Source organism: Bacteroidia bacterium, from assembly GCA_033391075.1.
In the GTDB taxonomy this organism is placed as follows: domain Bacteria; phylum Bacteroidota; class Bacteroidia; order J057; family J057; genus JAWPMV01.
In genome coordinates, this window is record JAWPMV010000001.1 from 6,050,606 (window position 1) to 6,069,116 (window position 18,511).

Annotated in this window: 15 protein-coding genes; 7 read left to right on the forward strand and 8 right to left on the reverse strand. The window is 42.3% G+C overall.

Features of this window, described 5'->3' with window-relative positions:
* Positions 1–121 precede the first annotated feature (121 nt).
* On the forward strand, positions 122–607 hold the full coding sequence (locus tag R8P61_24050) for an HAD domain-containing protein (protein MDW3650167.1): 486 nt from the start codon (positions 122–124) through the stop codon (positions 605–607).
* Between the two features lie 341 nt (positions 608–948).
* Here the strand turns inward: R8P61_24050 and R8P61_24055 are convergent, their stop codons facing one another.
* The 4 genes from R8P61_24055 to R8P61_24070 all read right to left on the reverse strand — a co-directional run bounded on the left by R8P61_24055 (position 949) and on the right by R8P61_24070 (position 7,420).
* Positions 949–2,181, reverse strand: coding sequence for an aminotransferase class V-fold PLP-dependent enzyme (locus R8P61_24055; GenBank protein MDW3650168.1), 1,233 nt, complete (start codon positions 2,179–2,181; stop codon positions 949–951).
* A 66-nt stretch (positions 2,182–2,247) separates the two neighbouring features.
* A complete protein-coding gene (locus tag R8P61_24060; GenBank protein ID MDW3650169.1) occupies positions 2,248–3,180 on the reverse strand; it encodes an alpha/beta hydrolase in 933 nt (310 codons plus the stop codon).
* Positions 3,181–3,292: 112 nt separating this feature from the next.
* Positions 3,293–4,105 (reverse strand): LytTR family DNA-binding domain-containing protein, encoded by an 813-nt coding sequence (locus R8P61_24065; protein ID MDW3650170.1) that lies wholly within the window; start codon positions 4,103–4,105, stop codon positions 3,293–3,295.
* A gap of 120 nt (positions 4,106–4,225) precedes the next feature.
* A complete protein-coding gene (locus R8P61_24070) occupies positions 4,226–7,420 on the reverse strand; it encodes a glycosyl hydrolase (GenBank protein MDW3650171.1) in 3,195 nt (1,064 codons plus the stop codon).
* Between the two features lie 75 nt (positions 7,421–7,495).
* Here R8P61_24070 and R8P61_24075 point away from each other — a divergent pair, with 75 nt between their 5' ends.
* Positions 7,496–8,635 carry a DUF2891 domain-containing protein gene (locus R8P61_24075; protein ID MDW3650172.1) on the forward strand — a complete coding sequence of 380 codons (1,140 nt, stop codon included), beginning with the start codon at positions 7,496–7,498 and terminating at the stop codon, positions 8,633–8,635.
* A gap of 109 nt (positions 8,636–8,744) precedes the next feature.
* On the opposite strand, the gene R8P61_24080 is transcribed toward R8P61_24075, so the two are convergent.
* From R8P61_24080 to R8P61_24095, 4 genes are all read right to left on the reverse strand, one after another.
* Complete coding sequence (locus R8P61_24080; GenBank protein ID MDW3650173.1) at positions 8,745–9,035, reverse strand: hypothetical protein; 291 nt, start codon at positions 9,033–9,035, stop codon at positions 8,745–8,747.
* Positions 9,036–9,159: 124 nt separating this feature from the next.
* Complete coding sequence (locus R8P61_24085) at positions 9,160–9,333, reverse strand: hypothetical protein (protein MDW3650174.1); 174 nt, start codon at positions 9,331–9,333, stop codon at positions 9,160–9,162.
* Between the two features lie 172 nt (positions 9,334–9,505).
* Complete coding sequence (locus R8P61_24090; protein MDW3650175.1) at positions 9,506–11,380, reverse strand: LysM peptidoglycan-binding domain-containing protein; 1,875 nt, start codon at positions 11,378–11,380, stop codon at positions 9,506–9,508.
* 101 nt (positions 11,381–11,481) lie between these two features.
* The gene (locus tag R8P61_24095) at positions 11,482–12,123 is read right to left on the reverse strand and encodes an O-methyltransferase (GenBank protein MDW3650176.1); all 642 of its coding nucleotides are present in this window, start codon (positions 12,121–12,123) and stop codon (positions 11,482–11,484) included.
* Between the two features lie 148 nt (positions 12,124–12,271).
* Here R8P61_24095 and dnaN point away from each other — a divergent pair, with 148 nt between their 5' ends.
* The 5 genes from dnaN (at position 12,272) to R8P61_24120 (ending at position 18,449) form a co-directional block, all read left to right on the forward strand.
* A complete protein-coding gene (gene dnaN / locus R8P61_24100; GenBank protein MDW3650177.1) occupies positions 12,272–13,408 on the forward strand; it encodes a DNA polymerase III subunit beta in 1,137 nt (378 codons plus the stop codon).
* 256 nt (positions 13,409–13,664) lie between these two features.
* Positions 13,665–15,107, forward strand: coding sequence for a peroxidase family protein (locus R8P61_24105; GenBank protein MDW3650178.1), 1,443 nt, complete (start codon positions 13,665–13,667; stop codon positions 15,105–15,107).
* A gap of 41 nt (positions 15,108–15,148) precedes the next feature.
* Positions 15,149–15,754 (forward strand): hypothetical protein, encoded by a 606-nt coding sequence (locus R8P61_24110; GenBank protein ID MDW3650179.1) that lies wholly within the window; start codon positions 15,149–15,151, stop codon positions 15,752–15,754.
* A gap of 32 nt (positions 15,755–15,786) precedes the next feature.
* On the forward strand, positions 15,787–17,757 hold the full coding sequence (locus R8P61_24115) for a histidine kinase (GenBank protein ID MDW3650180.1): 1,971 nt from the start codon (positions 15,787–15,789) through the stop codon (positions 17,755–17,757).
* A gap of 47 nt (positions 17,758–17,804) precedes the next feature.
* Positions 17,805–18,449, forward strand: coding sequence for a response regulator transcription factor (locus R8P61_24120; protein ID MDW3650181.1), 645 nt, complete (start codon positions 17,805–17,807; stop codon positions 18,447–18,449).
* Positions 18,450–18,511 lie beyond the last annotated feature (62 nt).

An 18,511-nucleotide genomic window follows, 5' to 3' on the forward strand; every position in this document is an offset into this window, starting at 1 on the left:
GGCCGACAGGGCGAAAACCTAGCGAGCGGGCTCGGTTTTTGCGTTCCGAATCTTTAGTCCTGAACTTAGCGAAGGATCTCCCACTTTTTAGAAAAAGTGGGAAAAGACCTAAAAGAAAAATATGGAGGTAAGTCGTATCATCTTCCTTGACATAGACGGTGTCCTTAACACCGGTAGAGGCAAACTTTACTGGCGAAAGCAAGAGCGCAAAAAGAAATATACTTTCAATGCTGACTTTTGCCCGGATGCCATTGCCAATCTCAATCAAATCACGCGGGAAAGTGGTGCTAAAATCGTCATATCTTCCTATTGGCGTTCTTTCTTTTCGCTGGAAGCTTTGCAGGTAATCTTCAAAGAATACGGCATAGAAGGGGAAGTCATTAGTACCTTATCAATGGGAGAAGGATTTGCCATCCGCCCGGATCGGGGAACCCTTATCAAAGAATGGCTGAAAGATAATTTTGAGCCGGATCAATTTGTTATCATTGATGATAATGATTCCGGGATCAGCAGACTTTTCCCAAAAGAGTTTATCAAGGTCAATGAAGAAGAAGGTCTTGCCAATCTCTCCCGCTTTTCTGACAGCCTTTCTTTGTTGGTGAATTAAATTTTTCGACAATCTGTCACCCCGACCTGAGCGGAGGGGCCTATGCCTTTACCTCAGTTTTTCCAAGTCTTCAATTGAGTTGTGGAAAGAAAATGAGAAGAGATGTAGGTCCCTCGACGGGGCTCGGGATAACAAGCGTGTGTTTAGCATCATTTATTAATAGCTAGAGATCCCGGCTCTTAAATTAAAGCCGGAATGACAGATATTTAAGTATATAATATTCGATCCCAAAAAGGCGCGTTGGAGATGGAACGAGAATTTCGGGGATGGAGAGCGTGTTGGCTGGCTCTTCTCGTTCCGACTTTTTGTGTCACTTTATGAGAGAAAAAGTGGCAAAGTAATTATAAAACTCCCTCCAAAACCCCAATCAACTTATCTACCTCCTCCATCGTATTGTAGTGCACAAAACTCACCCGAACGACTCCGTTTTGTTCCTCAAGATCCATATCCTGAATCAATTTCTTGGCATAAAAATCACCGAATCGAATCGCAATTTTATGTGGATCGGTCGCCAGACATATTTCTTCACTGTCTCTTTTCCCCTGAGCAAAGGCAATCGTTGGCACCCGCTTATTTTTATCTCCACTTTCCAGGCCTATGATCCGGATATCAGATCGGCTATTCAAAAAATCCAGAAAACGATTGGCCAGTTTTTCTTCATGATCCGCAAAAAGATCAAAGACCGCTTGCATTTGCTCTCTTTTTGAAGCCGATCCATTGGGGAAATGGGCACGGTACATATCTTCCAGATAATCTCCCAGTCCCAACATCCCATAGGCAAACTCAAAGTTTACATTTCCCGGCTGAAATTTGTAAGGGGAGTTTTCTCCATCAATGAAATAATGATTGACGCCAGGAATCTTAAAAAGATGCTCCTGCTTGCCATAAAGCATGGCATAATGGGGACCATAGACTTTGTAATAGCTAAAGGCATAGAAGTCCACATCCGTATCTTGCACATCGATCAATCGATGCGGAGCATGAGCTACACCATCCACACAAATCAAAGCTCCACGATCATGTACAAATTTGGCAATCTCCTTGACCGGATTGAGGGTACCGAGAATATTGGAAGTATGGGTCAAAGAAACCAGACGAGTTTTATCTGTCATGAGTTTTGCCAGATCATCCAACTCAAATTGCCAGGTCTCGGGGTTTACTTGCCAGACTTTTACCTTGATCCCTCTTCCCTGAAGGTCCATCCAGGGACTGACATTGGCTTCATGATCACAGCCTGATACGATGATTTCGTCTCCTATATTGAAGGTATTTCCCAGACTGATAGACAGGATCCTCAAGACCAGAGAAGTCGAACCACCCATCACAATTTCTGAAGGATGTTTTGCATTAATATACTCAGCCATGAAAGCCGTCCCAGCATCCACTCTATCCATAGAAAGCTGAGAGATTTCATACGAACCTCCATGCTGTACATCCGAAGTATAATAGTACTCACTGATCCGATCGACAATCGGTTTAAGGGTTTGAGAACCTCCCGCATTGTCCATGAAAATCCACTCCTTATCGAGGGCTGGGAAATGTGCACGTACCTTGGATAGATTGAGTTCTGGCATGTCTATTTGAGCTTTAGCAGATGTTAATTGTAGGAAGGGCATTTAAGCCAGCCTACATATTACAAATTATTCCAAAGCCTTGCTCAAAATCTCTGCAAACTCCTGAGGTTTATCCATCCATACTGCATGTCCGGCTTCCTCCAGAATATGAAGATCTACTCCATCCATTTCATCCAACCAACGACTATGCAATTTCACTCCATAATCACCAAATTCATGATAGCCAAAGATAAAGGTGATCGGATAAGGATGCTTTGCTATATCATCCAGAAAATTAAATTTCTTTCCACTCCTTTCCGGACTGATTCTCTTATTGATTTCCGGATTAAAGAATAAGCCTTTCACCTGCCTCCACTTTTCTATACGATAAATTTGTCCTGCTGAAAACTGTATCTTCCATTGGTAAGAAGCCTTTTTCCCAGCTCCTATATCTGTGCCAGCCAGCTTAGCTATTTCCTCCTTGATTTCCTGTCTTTGCATAAACTTCTGCCGCTCGACTTGTGTTCCCATCATGATCTGCATTTCTTCTTCATCTGGCCATTTAGGGATAAAGCCTGATATTACGATCGCTTCGGCCACATGATCCGGATACTTTTCCAGATAATTATAGAGGTAATTTGCTCCCATTGAGTGGGCAATAATTTTCATCCTTTCTACTCCCACTTCCTTACGAATGGATTCCAAATCTTCTACCAATAATTCTAGAGAGATTTTACGATCCAGATCTTTTGAGGGAATAGGAGAACGAAGGGAGCCTCTTTGATCGAACAAAATGAAGCGATGATTTTCTTGATGGGGCAGCAGGAAATCCAGCATATAGCTGTGTTCTGAGCCATAGCCTCCATGCAAAACAACTACCGGATCTCCCTGCCCAAATTCGTACATATATAACCGAAGGCTGTCCTGGGTTTGCAAATACCAGGCTTCTTCATTCAAGGGAGCATTCTGAGAAAATAATAAGCCACTAAAACAAAAAGCTAAGACGAATACATTTTTCATGAGATTGATTTTTAGCCCAAGAAAGGCTGAACAATCTCAAAGGACCTTCTTTTTCTCCTAAAGTGAGGGAAAATTCTGTTAAACGCCGGGAAATTCAGGATAAAGAGAAGCCTCAGCACAGCCATTTTTTGAAGCAAGGAGATCTGTTATTGGAAGTGTAGAGGGCTTCCTTGCGAGAAACTATCTGAAGAGCGAGGCGATCCTTAAAATAGGGCTCATAACTCTCTACTGCATCTATATGCACAAGTTCGGATCGATTGATCCGGAAAAAGAATTGAGGATCGAGTTTGGCTTCCAGTTTCTTTAGGCTTTGCTCAGCCAAAAGGTGTTTTTGATTGTGTCGGTCAAAGGCAAATACCAAGCCTTCCTCCACAGCAATCAGATGAATTTCTTCAACGGAAATGGGATACTTCTTATGCTTTTTTATACTCAGTAGTCTTTGGGCGAAAGCTTGAACTGTCTGCGGGTCGCTTTCATTTCCTTTTTCAACTCGATCCCTTTTACTATAGACTTGCTTTATATGTATATGAATTAAATAGACAAAAGAGATAAGCAGGGGAAAAGGCAGACTAAAAAATAATTCTCTCCACCTATTGATATTCATACTTATCTGACCGGAAAAAATTAATTGCATTCCCCAGTAGAAAACAAAAAAAACGATGCTGATGAGGCCAAAACTAATCCCGATCTTTTGGTAGAGGTTTGAGATCAAATGCCTGCTTTTTTCTTTCCACTTTCGATCCACAAAAGACGCGATGGTCAAACTCAGCCAACTAAATCCTGCTATGCTCATTGGGGCATCAAAAAAGAAGTGAATGCTTTGGATATCGGCAGCGGTGATAAGTGCGATAAGTAAGGTGTAAATAAATGCTGCGGATAAGAGGCTAACTGCCAGAATAAGGTTCCTTTTTAGATAGATGGGCATAATCAGGATAGGCTTTGATTTTATAAGTCTGAGTTGAGGAAAGAAAATTACAGGGATAGGCATAAGTAAAAAGGGCCACGTACATACGCAGCCCTTTTTTGATTCATAGATTATTTTCTATTATCCCTGATCAGCATCTTGCTTGCGTTTGATGTTTATCGCATCTACGCTTTTCTGCTTGACCATATTATTCAGTTCAGGAATATCTTTTTCCCGGATGTTCTTCCACTTGTCCAACTGCTCATTGATATTTCCACTTACTTCCTGGAAGAACTCTTTGGATTGCTCGGTAGGTTTAAAGTCGCCACGGCTATTCAAGGCACCAACGTGGGCCAGTTTGTTGTTTAGCTTGATGGGGAAATTCAAGGGATCCTGACGACTTCTGTTTTTCGTTTGATAAAGGGCTTCTTCGACTGCCTTCATGTCTTTATTGATCTGCTTCATTTTATCCATCACATCATCCATATCCTCTGCTTCAGCAATTCTATCTTTCAATTGCCCCAACTGCCCACGAACTTTGCGGATGTCTATGATCGCATCATGGGTTTCTGTCAACTTATCCCTAACCGCAATCATGAAATCAAACTGCTCCTGCATATCAGCTATGCTGCTGCTACTTCTTGGATCAGGCAGAATTTCAAATTCCTGTTCCTGCACCTGATCTCCCACAGTAAACTTCACTTTATAAGTTCCGGGTACTGCGCGGGGTCCACGGGTGGAACCGGCCCACATGATCATTCCTTTGAAGGATTTGGCATCTTCGTACATCATGTTCCAAACGAAGCGATTCATTCCTTCCTCGGTTCCTTCAAACCATCTGGCCGTCTTTTTATCCTTGGAAGAATATTCCTTGATCAGATCGCCATCGGCTTCATGGAAACTCAATTTCATTTCTACCGAATCAGCTGGCATATCCTTGAGGTAGTAATGCACCATTACTCCTCCGGGATGGTTCTTACCCGCAGTTCTACTTGATCTACCAAATCCACCGAATCCCGGCATGCGATAGCTCGGCATGGGTTTGAACAAATGCATATCACTCACAGCAATATCTTCATTCAATTGATGCAAAGGAGTCAGGTCGTCAATGAGGTAAATACTTCTTCCCTGGGTAGCTGCTACAAGGTTATCATTTTTGACAGTAAGGTCCGTGATGGGAACGATAGGAAGATCCAGTTGGAAAGGCTTCCAGCTAGCTCCATCATCAAAGGAGATATACATTCCTGCTTCTGTACCTGCATAGAGAAGTCCCTGTCTCTTGGGATCAGCCCTTACCACCCGGGTAAAGTCTTCTTCCGCAATTCCATTGGTAATTTTTGTCCAGGTCTTTCCGTAATCTTTGGTTTTGAAGAGGTAAGGCTTATAATCTCCAGCCTTGTATAAGGTACCAGCAACATACAGTCCCCCTTTTGTGAAAGGATCCGGATCAACACTATTGATCATCATCCATTCAGGCATGATACTGCTTGGAGGAGTTACATTCTCCCAGTTTCCACCCCCATCTCTACTGACATGAATCAAACCATCGTCTGATCCCGCCCAAAGCAAGTCTTTCTCATAAGGAGATTCACAAGCCGCGAAAACTGTACAGTAGTATTCAACACTGGTATTATCCTGGGTTATCGGTCCTCCGGAAGAACCAAGCTTTGAAGCATCATTTCTCGTCAGATCAGGACTAATCACTTTCCAGGATTGTCCTTCATCTGTACTCATATGGATATGGTTGGAAGCTGTATAGAGTTTGTTACCATCATGAGGAGAGAAGTAGATGGGAAAGTTCCATTGAAAACGGTACTTCATGGCTTCTGCTCCCGCTCCCATAGGGTTATCCGGCCATACATTGATCGAACGAGTCTCTCCACTCTTGTGATTTACACGAGTCAGGAATCCTCCATAGCTACCTCCATAAACAATATCACTATCATCCGGATCAACGGCTATGTGTGCACTTTCTCCTCCGGCTGTAGGCTCCCAGTCTCTCTCGCCTATAGAACCTCCATTGGTTCTGTGAGCGATACGTAAGGTACTATTGTCCTGCTGGGCTACATAGATGCGGTAGGGGAAATGATTATCGGTGGTAACACGATAGAACTGAGCCGTGGGCTGGTTGTAATAGGTTGACCAGTTTTCGCCTCCATCATAAGAAACCTGGGCTCCTCCATCATCAGCGATAATCATGCGCATGGGATCTTCAGGGGCAATCCATAGATCATGATGGTCTCCATGAGGTGCATTAGATGATTTGAATGTACGACCTCCATCTGTGGATTTATGGTAAGCAACATTCATTACATATACGACATCTTCATTTTTGGTATCCGCATAGATACGCGTGTAGTACCAGGCACGTTGGCGAAGGGAACGGTCGGAGTTCAGCTTTCTCCAGCTTTCCCCTGCATCGTCCGAACGAAAAACACCTCCGTCTTTATTTTCTACAATGACCCAGACTCTATTGGAATTGGCAGGAGAAACAGCAACGCCATTTATTCCCCACACTCCTTTCGGCAGTCCTTTATTTCCCGTGATCTCCGTCCAGTTATCTCCTCCATCGGTACTTTTCCAAAGGCCAGAACCTTCTCCCCCTGAAATCAGGCTATAGGGAGTTCTGCGGATTCTCCAGGTACTCGCATAGAGTACACGTGGATTATTAGGATCCATGATAAGGTCAACGGCACCTGCATCTTCATTTACAAACAATACCTTCTCCCAATTCTCTCCTCCATCCTTCGAACGATAGACTCCGCGGACCTCAGAAGATTTATACAAATCTCCCATTACCGCTGCATAAACCAGATCAGGATTTTTGGGGTGAATGCGAATGCGGGGAATATGGCGAGAACCTTCCAGCCCTATAGTTTCCCAGCTTTTACCAGCATCCATAGATTTATACATGCCATAGCCTGAAGAAACATTTCCTCTGACAGTAACCTCTCCTCCTCCTGCATAGATGATATTATTGTCGTATTCAGAAACAGCCACGGCTCCAATCGAGCCTCCAAAGTATCCATCTGAGATATTTTCCCAGGTGGAGCCTCCATCTTTGGTTCTCCAAACTCCTCCTCCTGTAGCTCCCATATAAAATAGGGTAGGATTTCCGGGTACTCCCGTAACCGTTGCGGAACGACCTCCTCTGAAAGGTCCAATAGAGCGCCAGCTTAAGGCGTCGTATAGTCCTTCTTCATAGTTAAGGGTAGCTACTTCCGGCTCCGCATTTTTCTTTTTCTTCTTTTTCTGGGCCATTGCATCCGGTGCTAAAAGAAGCAGGATCGCAAACAGCCAAACAGTTGATAGTTTTGCTAGCGTAATAGTTCTCATTATTTCTGCGTTAGATGAAGTTTCAATATACAATCCAAGCTGTGATTTGAACAAGGAATTTATATATTCGTACACATGCAGTCGACAAGCCTTCCTATTCTCTCCTCCAAGCGGGGTTTCCTTGCTTTATTTTTGTTTTTTTGTCTGCAACTTGCTTTTTGCCAGGAGGAAGATAGTGTCGCATATATAGACATTGACATAGAAAGTGGAAGACCCAGCCTGACAGAGGCAGGGGCTTCTCATTTTGCCAAGCTAGCTCTCCATTGTATCGGCACAGAATTTCCAAACAAACTCAGCCATGTGATAAACAGCGAGAAGGAGATTCTGGGACCGAGCCGACTGCATCCTGCATTCTATGGTTGTTTTGACTGGCACTCTTCTGTGCATGGTCATTGGATGTTGATACGTTTGCTGAAACTCTTTCCGGATTTACCAGAAGAAGAGCAGATTCGGACTTCCATTTCCCAAAATCTTTCCGCCCAAAATATTCGAGCTGAGATTGCTTATTTAAATCAGAGGAGCAGGAAGTCTTTCGAACGAACCTATGGATGGGCCTGGCTCTTAAAGTTATCAGAAGAACTCAGGGATTGGGAGGATGTAGACGGGAAAATCTGGAGTAGGAATCTGGAACCTCTGGCAGAAACTTTCGTCAAACGCTATCTCGACTTTCTCCCTAGACAGACTTATCCCATACGTACGGGTGTTCATCCCAATACGGCCTTCGGTTTGTCTTTCGCTCATGACTATGCAGTCAGCAGTGGGCATAAAGAGCTTAAAAGCCTGATTGAGCTAACAGCGCTTCGTTATTATGGATTTGATGCCGATTGTCCCGCAGACTGGGAACCGGGAGGTTCTGATTTTCTTTCGCCCTGCCTGGAGGAAGCAAATCTGATGCGGAGGGTCCTAAAACCAGAATCTTTCAGGGATTGGTACGGTCGCTTTATGCCAAGCCTGAATATCAATTTGCGAGAACCTGCTACCGTTTCAGATCGCAGTGATGGTCAGATTGTACATTTGGATGGATTAAACCTCAGCCGTAGCTGGTGTATGCTGGGAATTGCACAGGTACTGCCCGAAGGCGATCCGAGAAAAGATCTTTTATTAGAAACGGCCAATCGACATATTCTGGCAACTCTTCCTCACATTGCTAGTGGAGATTATGCGGGCGAGCATTGGTTGGCTTCTTTTGCGGTTTATGCCTTATCAGTTGAATAAGTGTTAGGGTGTTTGTGTGTTAGCGTGTTTGTGTAAATAATTTAACTCCCTCCCCCTAATACCCTAATACCCTAATACCCTAATACCCTAAAACGCTAACACCTTTCCCTCACCTTGTCCCCACCAACCAGGCAAAGACTCCTGTAAAGGGAAGGAATAGAAAAATGACTCCCATGATATTCATGACGAACTGACTTTCTATTTCCATATTGGCAATGACCAAAAATAAGACGAAGGTAATGATGCCGGGGAGCGCAATGATCGAAGTCCATTTCCATCTTTGGCTCTGGTCAAATTTCTCGCTACGCCAAACACTGGTAATCAGCATTCCATATACGACGAGGATCAGTAATGGAAAGCCTGATCTGAGTACTTGCCAAATGACTTCATTGGTATTCATAGGGCAAATATAGAGAATATGGAAATAGGACAATAAAAAAAGCCTCCCCGGAAGGAGGAGGCTAGCGTGTAATGACTATTATACTTATGAGGAAACTATTTTAGGGCGTGTTCCGCCTGTATTTTTATGCGTTTACAATCCATGCAACAGATCCCAATATGGGGAGCACCAGCATAGCACCTAACCAAAGGATTTTCATTCCAAAACCCAGAGAATTACTTCCCCAGACTTCCATCATGCTACCCGGGGTAGTCATGAGCCAAATAATGATTAAGAAACAAGCCAGTAATATAAACATGGAGATTTTTGTGTGTATGTTTCTAATCTTTTCAGATTACATACTTATGTACGTGCTTTTTTAAAAAGGGTTAAGCTTAATGCAAAAATCCTTAGCCCTTGAGATAAATTGATTCAGATAAAAAAAAGCCCACTCCAATGAAGCAGGCTTTTCTTCTGAAAAATATCTTTTACTAGAATTTTTTGGTTGCGAGAACCCGTAGGTATTGCCCCATGATAATCGCATCAGTTTCCAGTTTATTGATTTTCTTAATCAGGTCCACCTGGGTCCCATATTTTTGAGAAATCTGCCAAAGGGTTTCTCCTTCTGCAACGATATGCTGGACCCAAACCGGTTTAAATTCCTGGGATTCCGGATTAAAGAATTCCATGGCTTCTTCTGTATTATTCACCATTTCCTCAGCAGCATTTTCTTCTGATTTTTCTTCTACTTCAAGGGTAGGAGGTGGACTTACTTCCTCTATTTTTTGCTCTTCAACTTCTTCCTTAATCGCTATTGGAGTTTCCACTTCTGCTGATAGATTTTCTTCTTCCTGCGGCTTCTCTGATTCCGTTTCGGCTATAGCTTCAAGCTCTTCGATTTCTGCTGAGAGTATGATGATTTTTTCCTCCTTGGGTTTGCGATCCTTCAGGTATAATTTCTGCCCCACATAAATGGTGAAGTTAGAAGCAGACATACGATTCCGATTTTGAATTCGGGCAACAGAGGTCAAATGATCTGCAGCTATGTCAGTCAGGGATTCACCTGATTCAACAATATGGTAGCTTCTCCTTTCCGGTCTTTCTATATATATGATGCTTCCCTTCTCTGGTTCATTTCCGGGCACCAATCCATTATATAAAAGAAAGGCAGCCAGGCCCTTCTTGTAACGGTCTGCAATCTCTGCCACACGGGTATAGCCGGTGTATTCCAGAAATTCAATCCCATAATCCAAGTCATGACGAAGCTGGAACTCGACAAAATCTCCGGACATCTGCGCATGTATATCGATTGCCTTAGGAGCAAATATGTTGGCATTTACCGGATTGGGTTGAGAAATGGATTGAGTAGAAGTTTGAATAGGCTTTTCTTCTTTAACTCGCTGTTCATCGGCAAAAACCATCCTTGGTTCAGGCTTATCTTCTTTCTCAAGAGCTTTGAGATCTCCTACTGGAGGTGCCGCAGCCAGAACTTTGCGGTCTGACATTTTTCCTTCCTCCTCAACCTTTAGTGGATCAGGAATATGGCCAATATAGCTGCTCCCTGTTCGTACGATATAATAGGTATAGTCTTTTTTACGAGAAATTCTTTTACTATTTCTAATCCATTTATTGTAGCGCAAAAATTCCTCTTCCTCTATATTATGTTTTTGCAAAAGCTCCTTTATAGACGTACCTGCTTTAGCGACGAATGGCATGAGGTAGAGTTCGGGACGTTCATTTGAGCTCAAAGCCTCTTTATAGGCCAATTTATTTGCAATAGCTTTCAGAATATACCAATGATCATTGGCACTAATATGCATGGAGGTTTCCCCATAATAATCAGGATTGGTATAAGGAACCGAACCTGTAGGACCTTCATAATAGGATAGGAGCGCATATACCCAGTTAGCATAGCCCTTATTTGCTTCGTTTAAGTATTTAGCAGCAGCTTGTGAGGCGCGGAAAATGTGCATCCTTTCGTCCACATCTCCATCTATCTGCAAATTTAAATCTGAAGCCGTTCCATCTTTTAACTGCCAGAAACCAACTGCCTTTGAACTGGAAACTACATCTGCACGAAGGGCACTTTCCTGGATGGCCAGGTATTTCAAATCTTCCGGAATATCATATTGCGCAAAAGCCTCATCAATAAAGGGCATATAAAGTTGCGCCCTTTTCACCATCTCATTGAAATAGCGAGGGCTAGCTACAATTTGGCGGTAATATTCTTTGATTCGGGTTTGTGCGTCAGGGCTCAATTTTATTTCGATATCACAATAAGATACAGTAGGGGGTACATCCTGAGCCTTTAGGTTAATAAAAAGGCCCAGCATAAGGATGAGGGAGATAAGAACTAATTTTTTCATAGGGTTGCCTGATATTCAGAACCTTAAAATAAAAAATAGCCCTTTCTTATTGCAAGTTCCCTTCAGCTAATATCAAGCAAAGGTAAGAAAGGCTCTTAATTTCATGTGTTTTTCCGAATGAGATATAAGCCATCGCGTATAGGAAGCAGGACTTTACTCACCCTTTCATCCTGAGCAACGAAATCATTGAAGGCACGGATGCCCAGGGTTTCTTTATCTGTATACGTATCTGAGAGAATTTTTCCATCCCAAAGCACATTATCTGCTAAAATTAGTCCTCCTTTTTTGAGTAAAGGGAAAACGAGATGGTAATAATCGAGATAACGAGCCTTGTTAGCATCGAGGAAAATGAGGTCGAATTCGCCTGAAAGATTTGGCAAAGTATCGTAAGCATCTCCAAATATAAGTTCGACCTGTTCTTCAATTCCTGCTTCTTTCAGCCATTTTCTAATGAAGTCTTCTCTTTCCCGAATCAATTCAAGGGAAACTATCTTTCCTCCCGCTGCCAAACCTTCTGCCAAACATATGCAGGAATAGCCCGTAAAGGTTCCTATTTCCAAAATCCGTTCAGGCCTTAGCAAGTGCGAAATCATGGCGAGAAGTCTCCCCTGATAGGGCCCTGAAAGCATACGCGGATAGAGAACTTCCACATGGGTTCGCCTTCTCAATTTCCTTAGAAGCTCCGGTTCTTCAGAACTATAAGACTCTATATATTTTTCAATGTCCTCAAATACGATCTGCATCCGCTTTTTTTAAAGCTTCAAGTTAGTACTTACAAAATATTTTCTCATCTTTACTCAAAGATTCTTATTTTTGTTGTAAATACTTCCTGGCCAGGGGCTATCCTTGCTCTTGCTCAGAAAGTCCCAACCTCCTTAAGAGCAGCGTGTTATGAATTTCATCGTCTCTTCGACATCATTGTCGCGGCAGCTAAGCCGTATATCTGGGGCAATACCCTCCCGATCTGTATTACCTATTATCGAAAATTTTCTTTTCGAAATAGCAAACAATAGCCTTACAATCTCTACTACAAACCTGGAGACCTCTATGCAAACCCAATTGCCGGTAGAGGCACATGGGGAAAGCATGAAAGTTGCTATTCCTGCTCGTATCCTTCAGGATATCCTGAAGGCGCTTCCGGAGCAGCCCATATCCTTTTCTATAGATGAGGATAATTTTGGAGTTGAAATCAACTCTGAAAACGGGAAATACAAAATCAGTGGAGAAAATGGAGAGGACTTTCCTCTCATTCCTCAGCCTGAACACGCAGAGTCTATTCGGATGCCTATGCATACCGTACTGAAGGCTGTGAGTAAAACGCTGTTCGCGGCTTCTACAGATGAAGATAAAGCTGCCCTTAATGGAATCTATTTTGATCTCAATGAGTCTGGAGCGACTTTCGTTGCTACAGATGCTCACCGACTGGTTCGGTATAGAAGAGTCGATGTAAGTGTGCCAGAGGCAACTAATTTTATCGTACCTCAAAAGGCTCTCAATCTATTGAAGAGTTCGCTTGACCCCAATGATAATAAGGATGTGATCATTCACTATAATGAGAACAACGCCTTTTTTCAGACCGATGATTTGTTGCTCGTTTGCAGACTCATCGATCAGAAATATCCCGATTATCAAAACGTAATACCGGTTGATAATCCCAACACGCTTTACATCTCTAAAACAGAACTACTAGGAACCCTTCGCAGGGTAAACATATTCTCAAATAAAAGTACGCACCAGGTACGTTTCTCTGTAAAGGGGGATCAGCTGGAAATAACAACAGAAGATCCGGATTTTGCGAATGAAGCGAAAGAAACCCTGAAGTGCCATTACGAAGGATCTGATATCGAGATTGGATTCAATGCTTCTCTTTTATTAGATGTGATCTCCAATGTCGATACAGAAGAGGTTACCATTGAACTTTCAGAGCCTAATCGTGCGGGTATCATCCTCCCCAATGTACAGGAAGAAGGAGAGAATACGCTTATGCTTATCATGCCGATCATGCTTAACAGCTATGTAGGCATGTAAAGATATACAGCAGAAATGCTAAAAGGAGAGCTTTAACGGCTCTCCTTTTTTTGTTTCTACCGGTTTCCCGGTATATCCTTATTTCCTACGAATATCGAAATTATGCTCAACTCGAAAGTAACATTTTCCAAGAATACTTGTGAAATGGTTTTTTTTCAGAGTTTGGAGTAAACAATGTGATTTATTCACACGTATTTCATTTTTGCAACCTAAAAAAACACCGTTTCGCTTAGCGAAAACCCCTTATTAACTCCCTATGAATCACGGAAGCTCATCATTGGATGTTGTTCGTGCGTTCAGATTATCGCCAAGGAAAGATAAAGAATCCCGAAAAGCTCATACTTCTCGTGGGATTACACCTGTTACGTTCAAGATATTTCCAGACTTAGCAGCTTTGGAGATTAGTGAGCAGGAACTATCTGTTCTTGCTGAAGCAATGCACACAGCTCGCACACCAAAAACCAATCCACGTATCCCTGCAGCATACACCTATTTTGGTCAATTTGTTAGCCATGACATCACAGCGATCCCCAAAAAATTCTCAGGAAAGCCCTGGGTAATTGGAGATCAAACACCTTGCATGGATCTGGATTCCGTATACGGGAAATTCGGAGAAAACCGTAATTCTTTTCTTACCAAGAGCCACCTGTTAAAAATCGGAACAAATTCTCTGGGTGAAGATGATTTGCCCAGAGATTCTTCCGGATCAGCCATCATTGCAGATCCTCGCAATGATATGAGCATTATGATTGCTCAGATACATTTACTCTTCCTCAACTTACATAATGCATTCATCAAGCATCTAAAGGAATCATCCTTTAAAGGGGATTTATTTACCGAAGCGAAAAGACTCAATAGTTGGCATTATCAATGGATCATTGTCCATGATTATCTGAAAAGGCTGTTGGGAGAGGAACTATTGTATAGCAAAATCAGTAGACCGGATGCAAAAAAAGCGAAAGTAAATCTGAGTTATTTACAAAACGCTTCTTTCAGCTATCTCCCACTTGAATTTAGCGGAGCAGCATACCGCATGGGGCATAGCATGATCCGTCCTTCTTATTATCTCAATGAAATTCCGAATGCTCGAAACCCCCGAACGGGTCGTGCAGAAGCCCGAGCTTTTAAAATTTTTGATTTCGAAAAAAGAGAAGCGGATTTAAGGGGAGGAAGAAGTTTACCAGCTTTCCACAGTCTTCAATGGAATCGTTTCCTCCAATTCAAGGATCATCCGGAGCCGCAATATTCTCAACGGATAGATACTTCTATGGCAGGTCCCATGTCAAAAATCCCTGGGGATAAGGATGAAGCGGTAAGTATGGCCAGGCAAAACTTGCTCAGGGGATTGAGTTTTGAATTAGCGTCGGGACAGACCCTCGCAAAAAAAATGGGGATCAAAGCCCTCAAAAAATTAAGTAGCAAACAGGAGACTCCTCTTTGGTACTATGTACTTCAGGAAGCAGAGCACCATCATGATGGCACACAATTAGGTCCCCTTGGAGGCCAAATTATAGCCGAAGTCTTCCTGGCAAAATTATTAGCAGATCCCGAATCTTTCCTGCATCAGAATCCGGCATGGAATCCTGAACAAGAAGGAATCATAGAACGAGAATCCTCCCATTTCGAACTGAAAGACCTACTAAAATTTGCAGAAATGCCTATCAGTCGTGAAGAGCTGGAAGCACGGATTCAATTTTGATACTTACATATACACATCTTTCACTCTATAATCGTAAACTTATGATGAGTTTGAAGCCCTATATAAGTCTGCAACAGAAATATCTGTCGCCAGATAAGGGCATGGAAATCTATTATTTGGGGGTATGCTTATCTGTGCCAAATGGCTATCAGATATACCAGCGAAAGCCCCAAAAGAAAAGTAAAAAAGGGAAAGTGGCTCAGGTCAGGTTTTTGCTTTTTGCCGCGACTTCCCAAATCAATGCTCACCCCAATGATTATCTCTATTATTTCAATAAATCTGATTGGAGTAATCTGGAATCTATTGAGGTTGAAGTGCTTTATCTGGAAGCGGGAGATATAAGCGGAGGTTCCTATCCCATCTATGATCCCTTTGACTATGATCAGGATCAAAACTATTCTGAGAAAAATCTGAAGAGAGTCGGTTTTTCGAGGGTAGATCTTGGAGATGCCTCTGATGATTCTGACTCTGTCGGACTTCTTTATCAGGAAGAAGGATTGGGGCAAGAAGCACATATTCCAAATATGGGCTACCCTGATTTCCCAATTATTGATAAATTGAGTCGTAAGCATATTGCAAGAGCAGTAGGAGGAGGAACTTCCGGTGGGAGTAAACCACCACCTGGAGGAGGAGGAGATGGAGGTTGATCCTGAATTTCCGAAAAGAAAATCATAGTTAAATGAAAAATTCCTATTCCCTCTCCTTTTTCAGAGTTCTATTGAGCATCATTTGTTTCTGCATTTATGGATGTAATTCTGAAAATGGAGAGGCAGGGAATTTTGCCAATCCGTCCAAAAAACATCAAAAGCAAGAAGTTGATAGCATTGGAAAACTGGCCTACCAAATCTACTCGCAGGACAGTGATTCTGCCATTGCCTTATCCCGTAAAGCATTACGCTTAAGTCAGGAATACAATCTTCCAAAAAGAAGTGCCCGTTGGCTGACTAAGGTTGGAGCATTTTATCGAATTGGCGGACTCTACCATGTTGCTGATGATTATTATCAGCAAGCCTTGGCGTCCCTCTCGACCATAAGGGATACCTTGTGGCTTGCATTGACCCGAGAAGAAATGGGCTTCAATTTCCAGCAACAGGGAGAGTATGAAAAATCTTTAGAGAATACCCGATATGCCCTGGATTTTTGGGGGAAACTGGATTCAACTGAAAAATTAATTGATGTTGAACTAGACCTGGTTGAATACTTTTTGGACCAGGGGAAATTGGAGATGGCGAATGAAGAATTCGAAACCATAGATCGGTTGCTAGAAGACTTTTCCGGGAAGCATAGGAAAGTCAGAGCATCTCTGATGAAAGGTACGCTCCTTATAAAAGAAAATCATTTTGAGCAGGCAATTGCTACCCTCAAATCGGTGGATAGCCCGGAAGCCTTCACCAATTTAGGCTTTAGCTATCAGGAATTAGGAGATCTCCTAGAGAAAAAATCTCCGGGCTCTGGTAATAAAAATTATCTCAACTCAATAGAATATCATCAACAATCTCTTAGCTATCATGCGGATAAAAAGAAGCTAGACAGATTAATCCTTGATTACTGGAATTTAGGGGCAATAAATCGTCGCCTTAAAAACTTTCAGACCGCTATAGATACGCTGAGAAAAGGAATTCAACTTGCCCGTGAAAATCGAGAGGGGATTATCCTGGCAGGTATGTTCAAGACTCTTTCAGATACCTATGAAAATCTCAATATGGGAGAAAGGGCCCTAGAACATTATAAAAAATCCATTGCAATTCGAGATAGTATACAGAGGAATAAAGATGAAGCGGTAATTCGCTTTGCAGAGGTCCACTTTGATACACAGAAAAAAGAACAGGCAAAAATTTTGGCAGAGCAGGAAAGTGAGCGCCGAACCAAACAATTGCTCATAAGCATTCTTGCTTTCTTATTGGCAGGTGCTTTAGGCATCTTCTACTTCTATCGTGCACGTTCCCGAAAGATTCGGATGGAACAACAAGCTGAGATCAATAGCCAAATCGTTGTAGACCTCATTCAAGAACAGACCATCGAAAATCTAAATTCCCGAATCGAAGGGCAAGAAGATGAAAGGACTCGAATCGCAAGAGAATTGCATGATCAATTGGGCGGCACCCTCGCAGCTGTGAAATTCAGCCTGGAAGGCATGGAAAACAAAATGCCAACAGAACTGATAGACAGTTACAGAAATACCCATAAACTCCTTCAGAGTGCCACAGATAATACCCGCACTTTATCCCACCAAATGAAAGCGCTTCATCTGGAAGATTTGGGCCTGGATGATTCCTTACAGCAATTTTGTGATGCCCTTAATAATAATGGAAGCCTGCAGGTTCACTTTAACAGCACAAGCATCTCAGAGTCTCATGTCAGCCCCAAAGCCGAATTACAATTGTATAGGGTAGCTCAGGAACTTTTACAAAATGTGATCAAACATGCCCAGGCTTCAGAAGTTTTTTTGCAACTTACTTATGAAGAAGATAAGCTAACGCTCATGTTGGAAGATGATGGGAAGGGTTTTAATCCCGAAAAGGTGAAATCCGGCATGGGTATGCAGAATATTGAAAATAGGGTTGCACAAATCGATGGAAAATTGGATTTTGACAGCCTAATTGGGCAAGGAACCACTGTAATAATCGAGGTACCAACTGAAAGAGACTAACATTCTAGCGCTAAATCCCAAACATACGTTCTCTCCTGGCTAATAACATGACCCATATCCTGATAGTGGATGATCATGCGGTTTTTGCAGAATCGCTTGAGCATCGGTTAAATAATGAAGAAGACTTCAAGGTTATTGCTACTGCTTCTGATGCTGCAGAGGCAAAGGGATTCCTGACTGATAAGGCACACAGCATAAATATTGCCCTCCTCGATATCAGAATCAAAAACAATGAAACCGAAGGCCTGGAATTAGCTAGTTATATCAGAAATTCCTACCGAGGCATCAAAGTCATTATGCTAAGCATGCATAGTGAAGGCTCCTATGGAAAGAAGATGTTGGATGCAGGTATAGAGGGCTATGTCTTAAAGAGCTCCCATATAGAGGAAGTTATCAGATATGTAAACCAGGGGAAAAGATACTATTCTAAAGAAATCGAGGATTCCATCGGTCTCTTTGAAAAGAAAAAAGAAAAAATAAAGGAATCGAAAATAGTCTTAACCAAAACAGAAAAAAGAATCCTCAACTACCTGGCCGATGGTTTGAGTTCCCGTGAAATCGCGGAGGAAATTGGAAATAAAGAAGCAACTGTTGAAGTACACCGAAGAAATATCTTCGCGAAGTTTGGCGTTAATAAAGTAGCCCTCCTAATAAAAAAAGCCATTGCCCTCGGATTTATAGAAGTAAAATAGTTTTTACAAATCTCCCTTTTTTTGCCCCTCCCAATTTCTACTGGAAATCCCGTTTACTTTTC

Coding starts and splice junctions, on each gene's coding strand:
- R8P61_24050 (MDW3650167.1), top strand. CDS start 122: ATGGAGGTAAGTCGTATCATCTTCCTTGACATAGACGGTGTCCTTAAC.
- R8P61_24055 (MDW3650168.1), bottom strand. CDS start 2,181: ATGCCAGAACTCAATCTATCCAAGGTACGTGCACATTTCCCAGCCCTC.
- R8P61_24060 (MDW3650169.1), bottom strand. CDS start 3,180: ATGAAAAATGTATTCGTCTTAGCTTTTTGTTTTAGTGGCTTATTATTT.
- R8P61_24065 (MDW3650170.1), bottom strand. CDS start 4,105: ATGCCCATCTATCTAAAAAGGAACCTTATTCTGGCAGTTAGCCTCTTA.
- R8P61_24070 (MDW3650171.1), bottom strand. CDS start 7,420: ATGAGAACTATTACGCTAGCAAAACTATCAACTGTTTGGCTGTTTGCG.
- R8P61_24075 (MDW3650172.1), top strand. CDS start 7,496: ATGCAGTCGACAAGCCTTCCTATTCTCTCCTCCAAGCGGGGTTTCCTT.
- R8P61_24080 (MDW3650173.1), bottom strand. CDS start 9,035: ATGAATACCAATGAAGTCATTTGGCAAGTACTCAGATCAGGCTTTCCA.
- R8P61_24085 (MDW3650174.1), bottom strand. CDS start 9,333: ATGTTTATATTACTGGCTTGTTTCTTAATCATTATTTGGCTCATGACT.
- R8P61_24090 (MDW3650175.1), bottom strand. CDS start 11,380: ATGAAAAAATTAGTTCTTATCTCCCTCATCCTTATGCTGGGCCTTTTT.
- R8P61_24095 (MDW3650176.1), bottom strand. CDS start 12,123: ATGCAGATCGTATTTGAGGACATTGAAAAATATATAGAGTCTTATAGT.
- dnaN (MDW3650177.1), top strand. CDS start 12,272: ATGAATTTCATCGTCTCTTCGACATCATTGTCGCGGCAGCTAAGCCGT.
- R8P61_24105 (MDW3650178.1), top strand. CDS start 13,665: ATGAATCACGGAAGCTCATCATTGGATGTTGTTCGTGCGTTCAGATTA.
- R8P61_24110 (MDW3650179.1), top strand. CDS start 15,149: ATGATGAGTTTGAAGCCCTATATAAGTCTGCAACAGAAATATCTGTCG.
- R8P61_24115 (MDW3650180.1), top strand. CDS start 15,787: ATGAAAAATTCCTATTCCCTCTCCTTTTTCAGAGTTCTATTGAGCATC.
- R8P61_24120 (MDW3650181.1), top strand. CDS start 17,805: ATGACCCATATCCTGATAGTGGATGATCATGCGGTTTTTGCAGAATCG.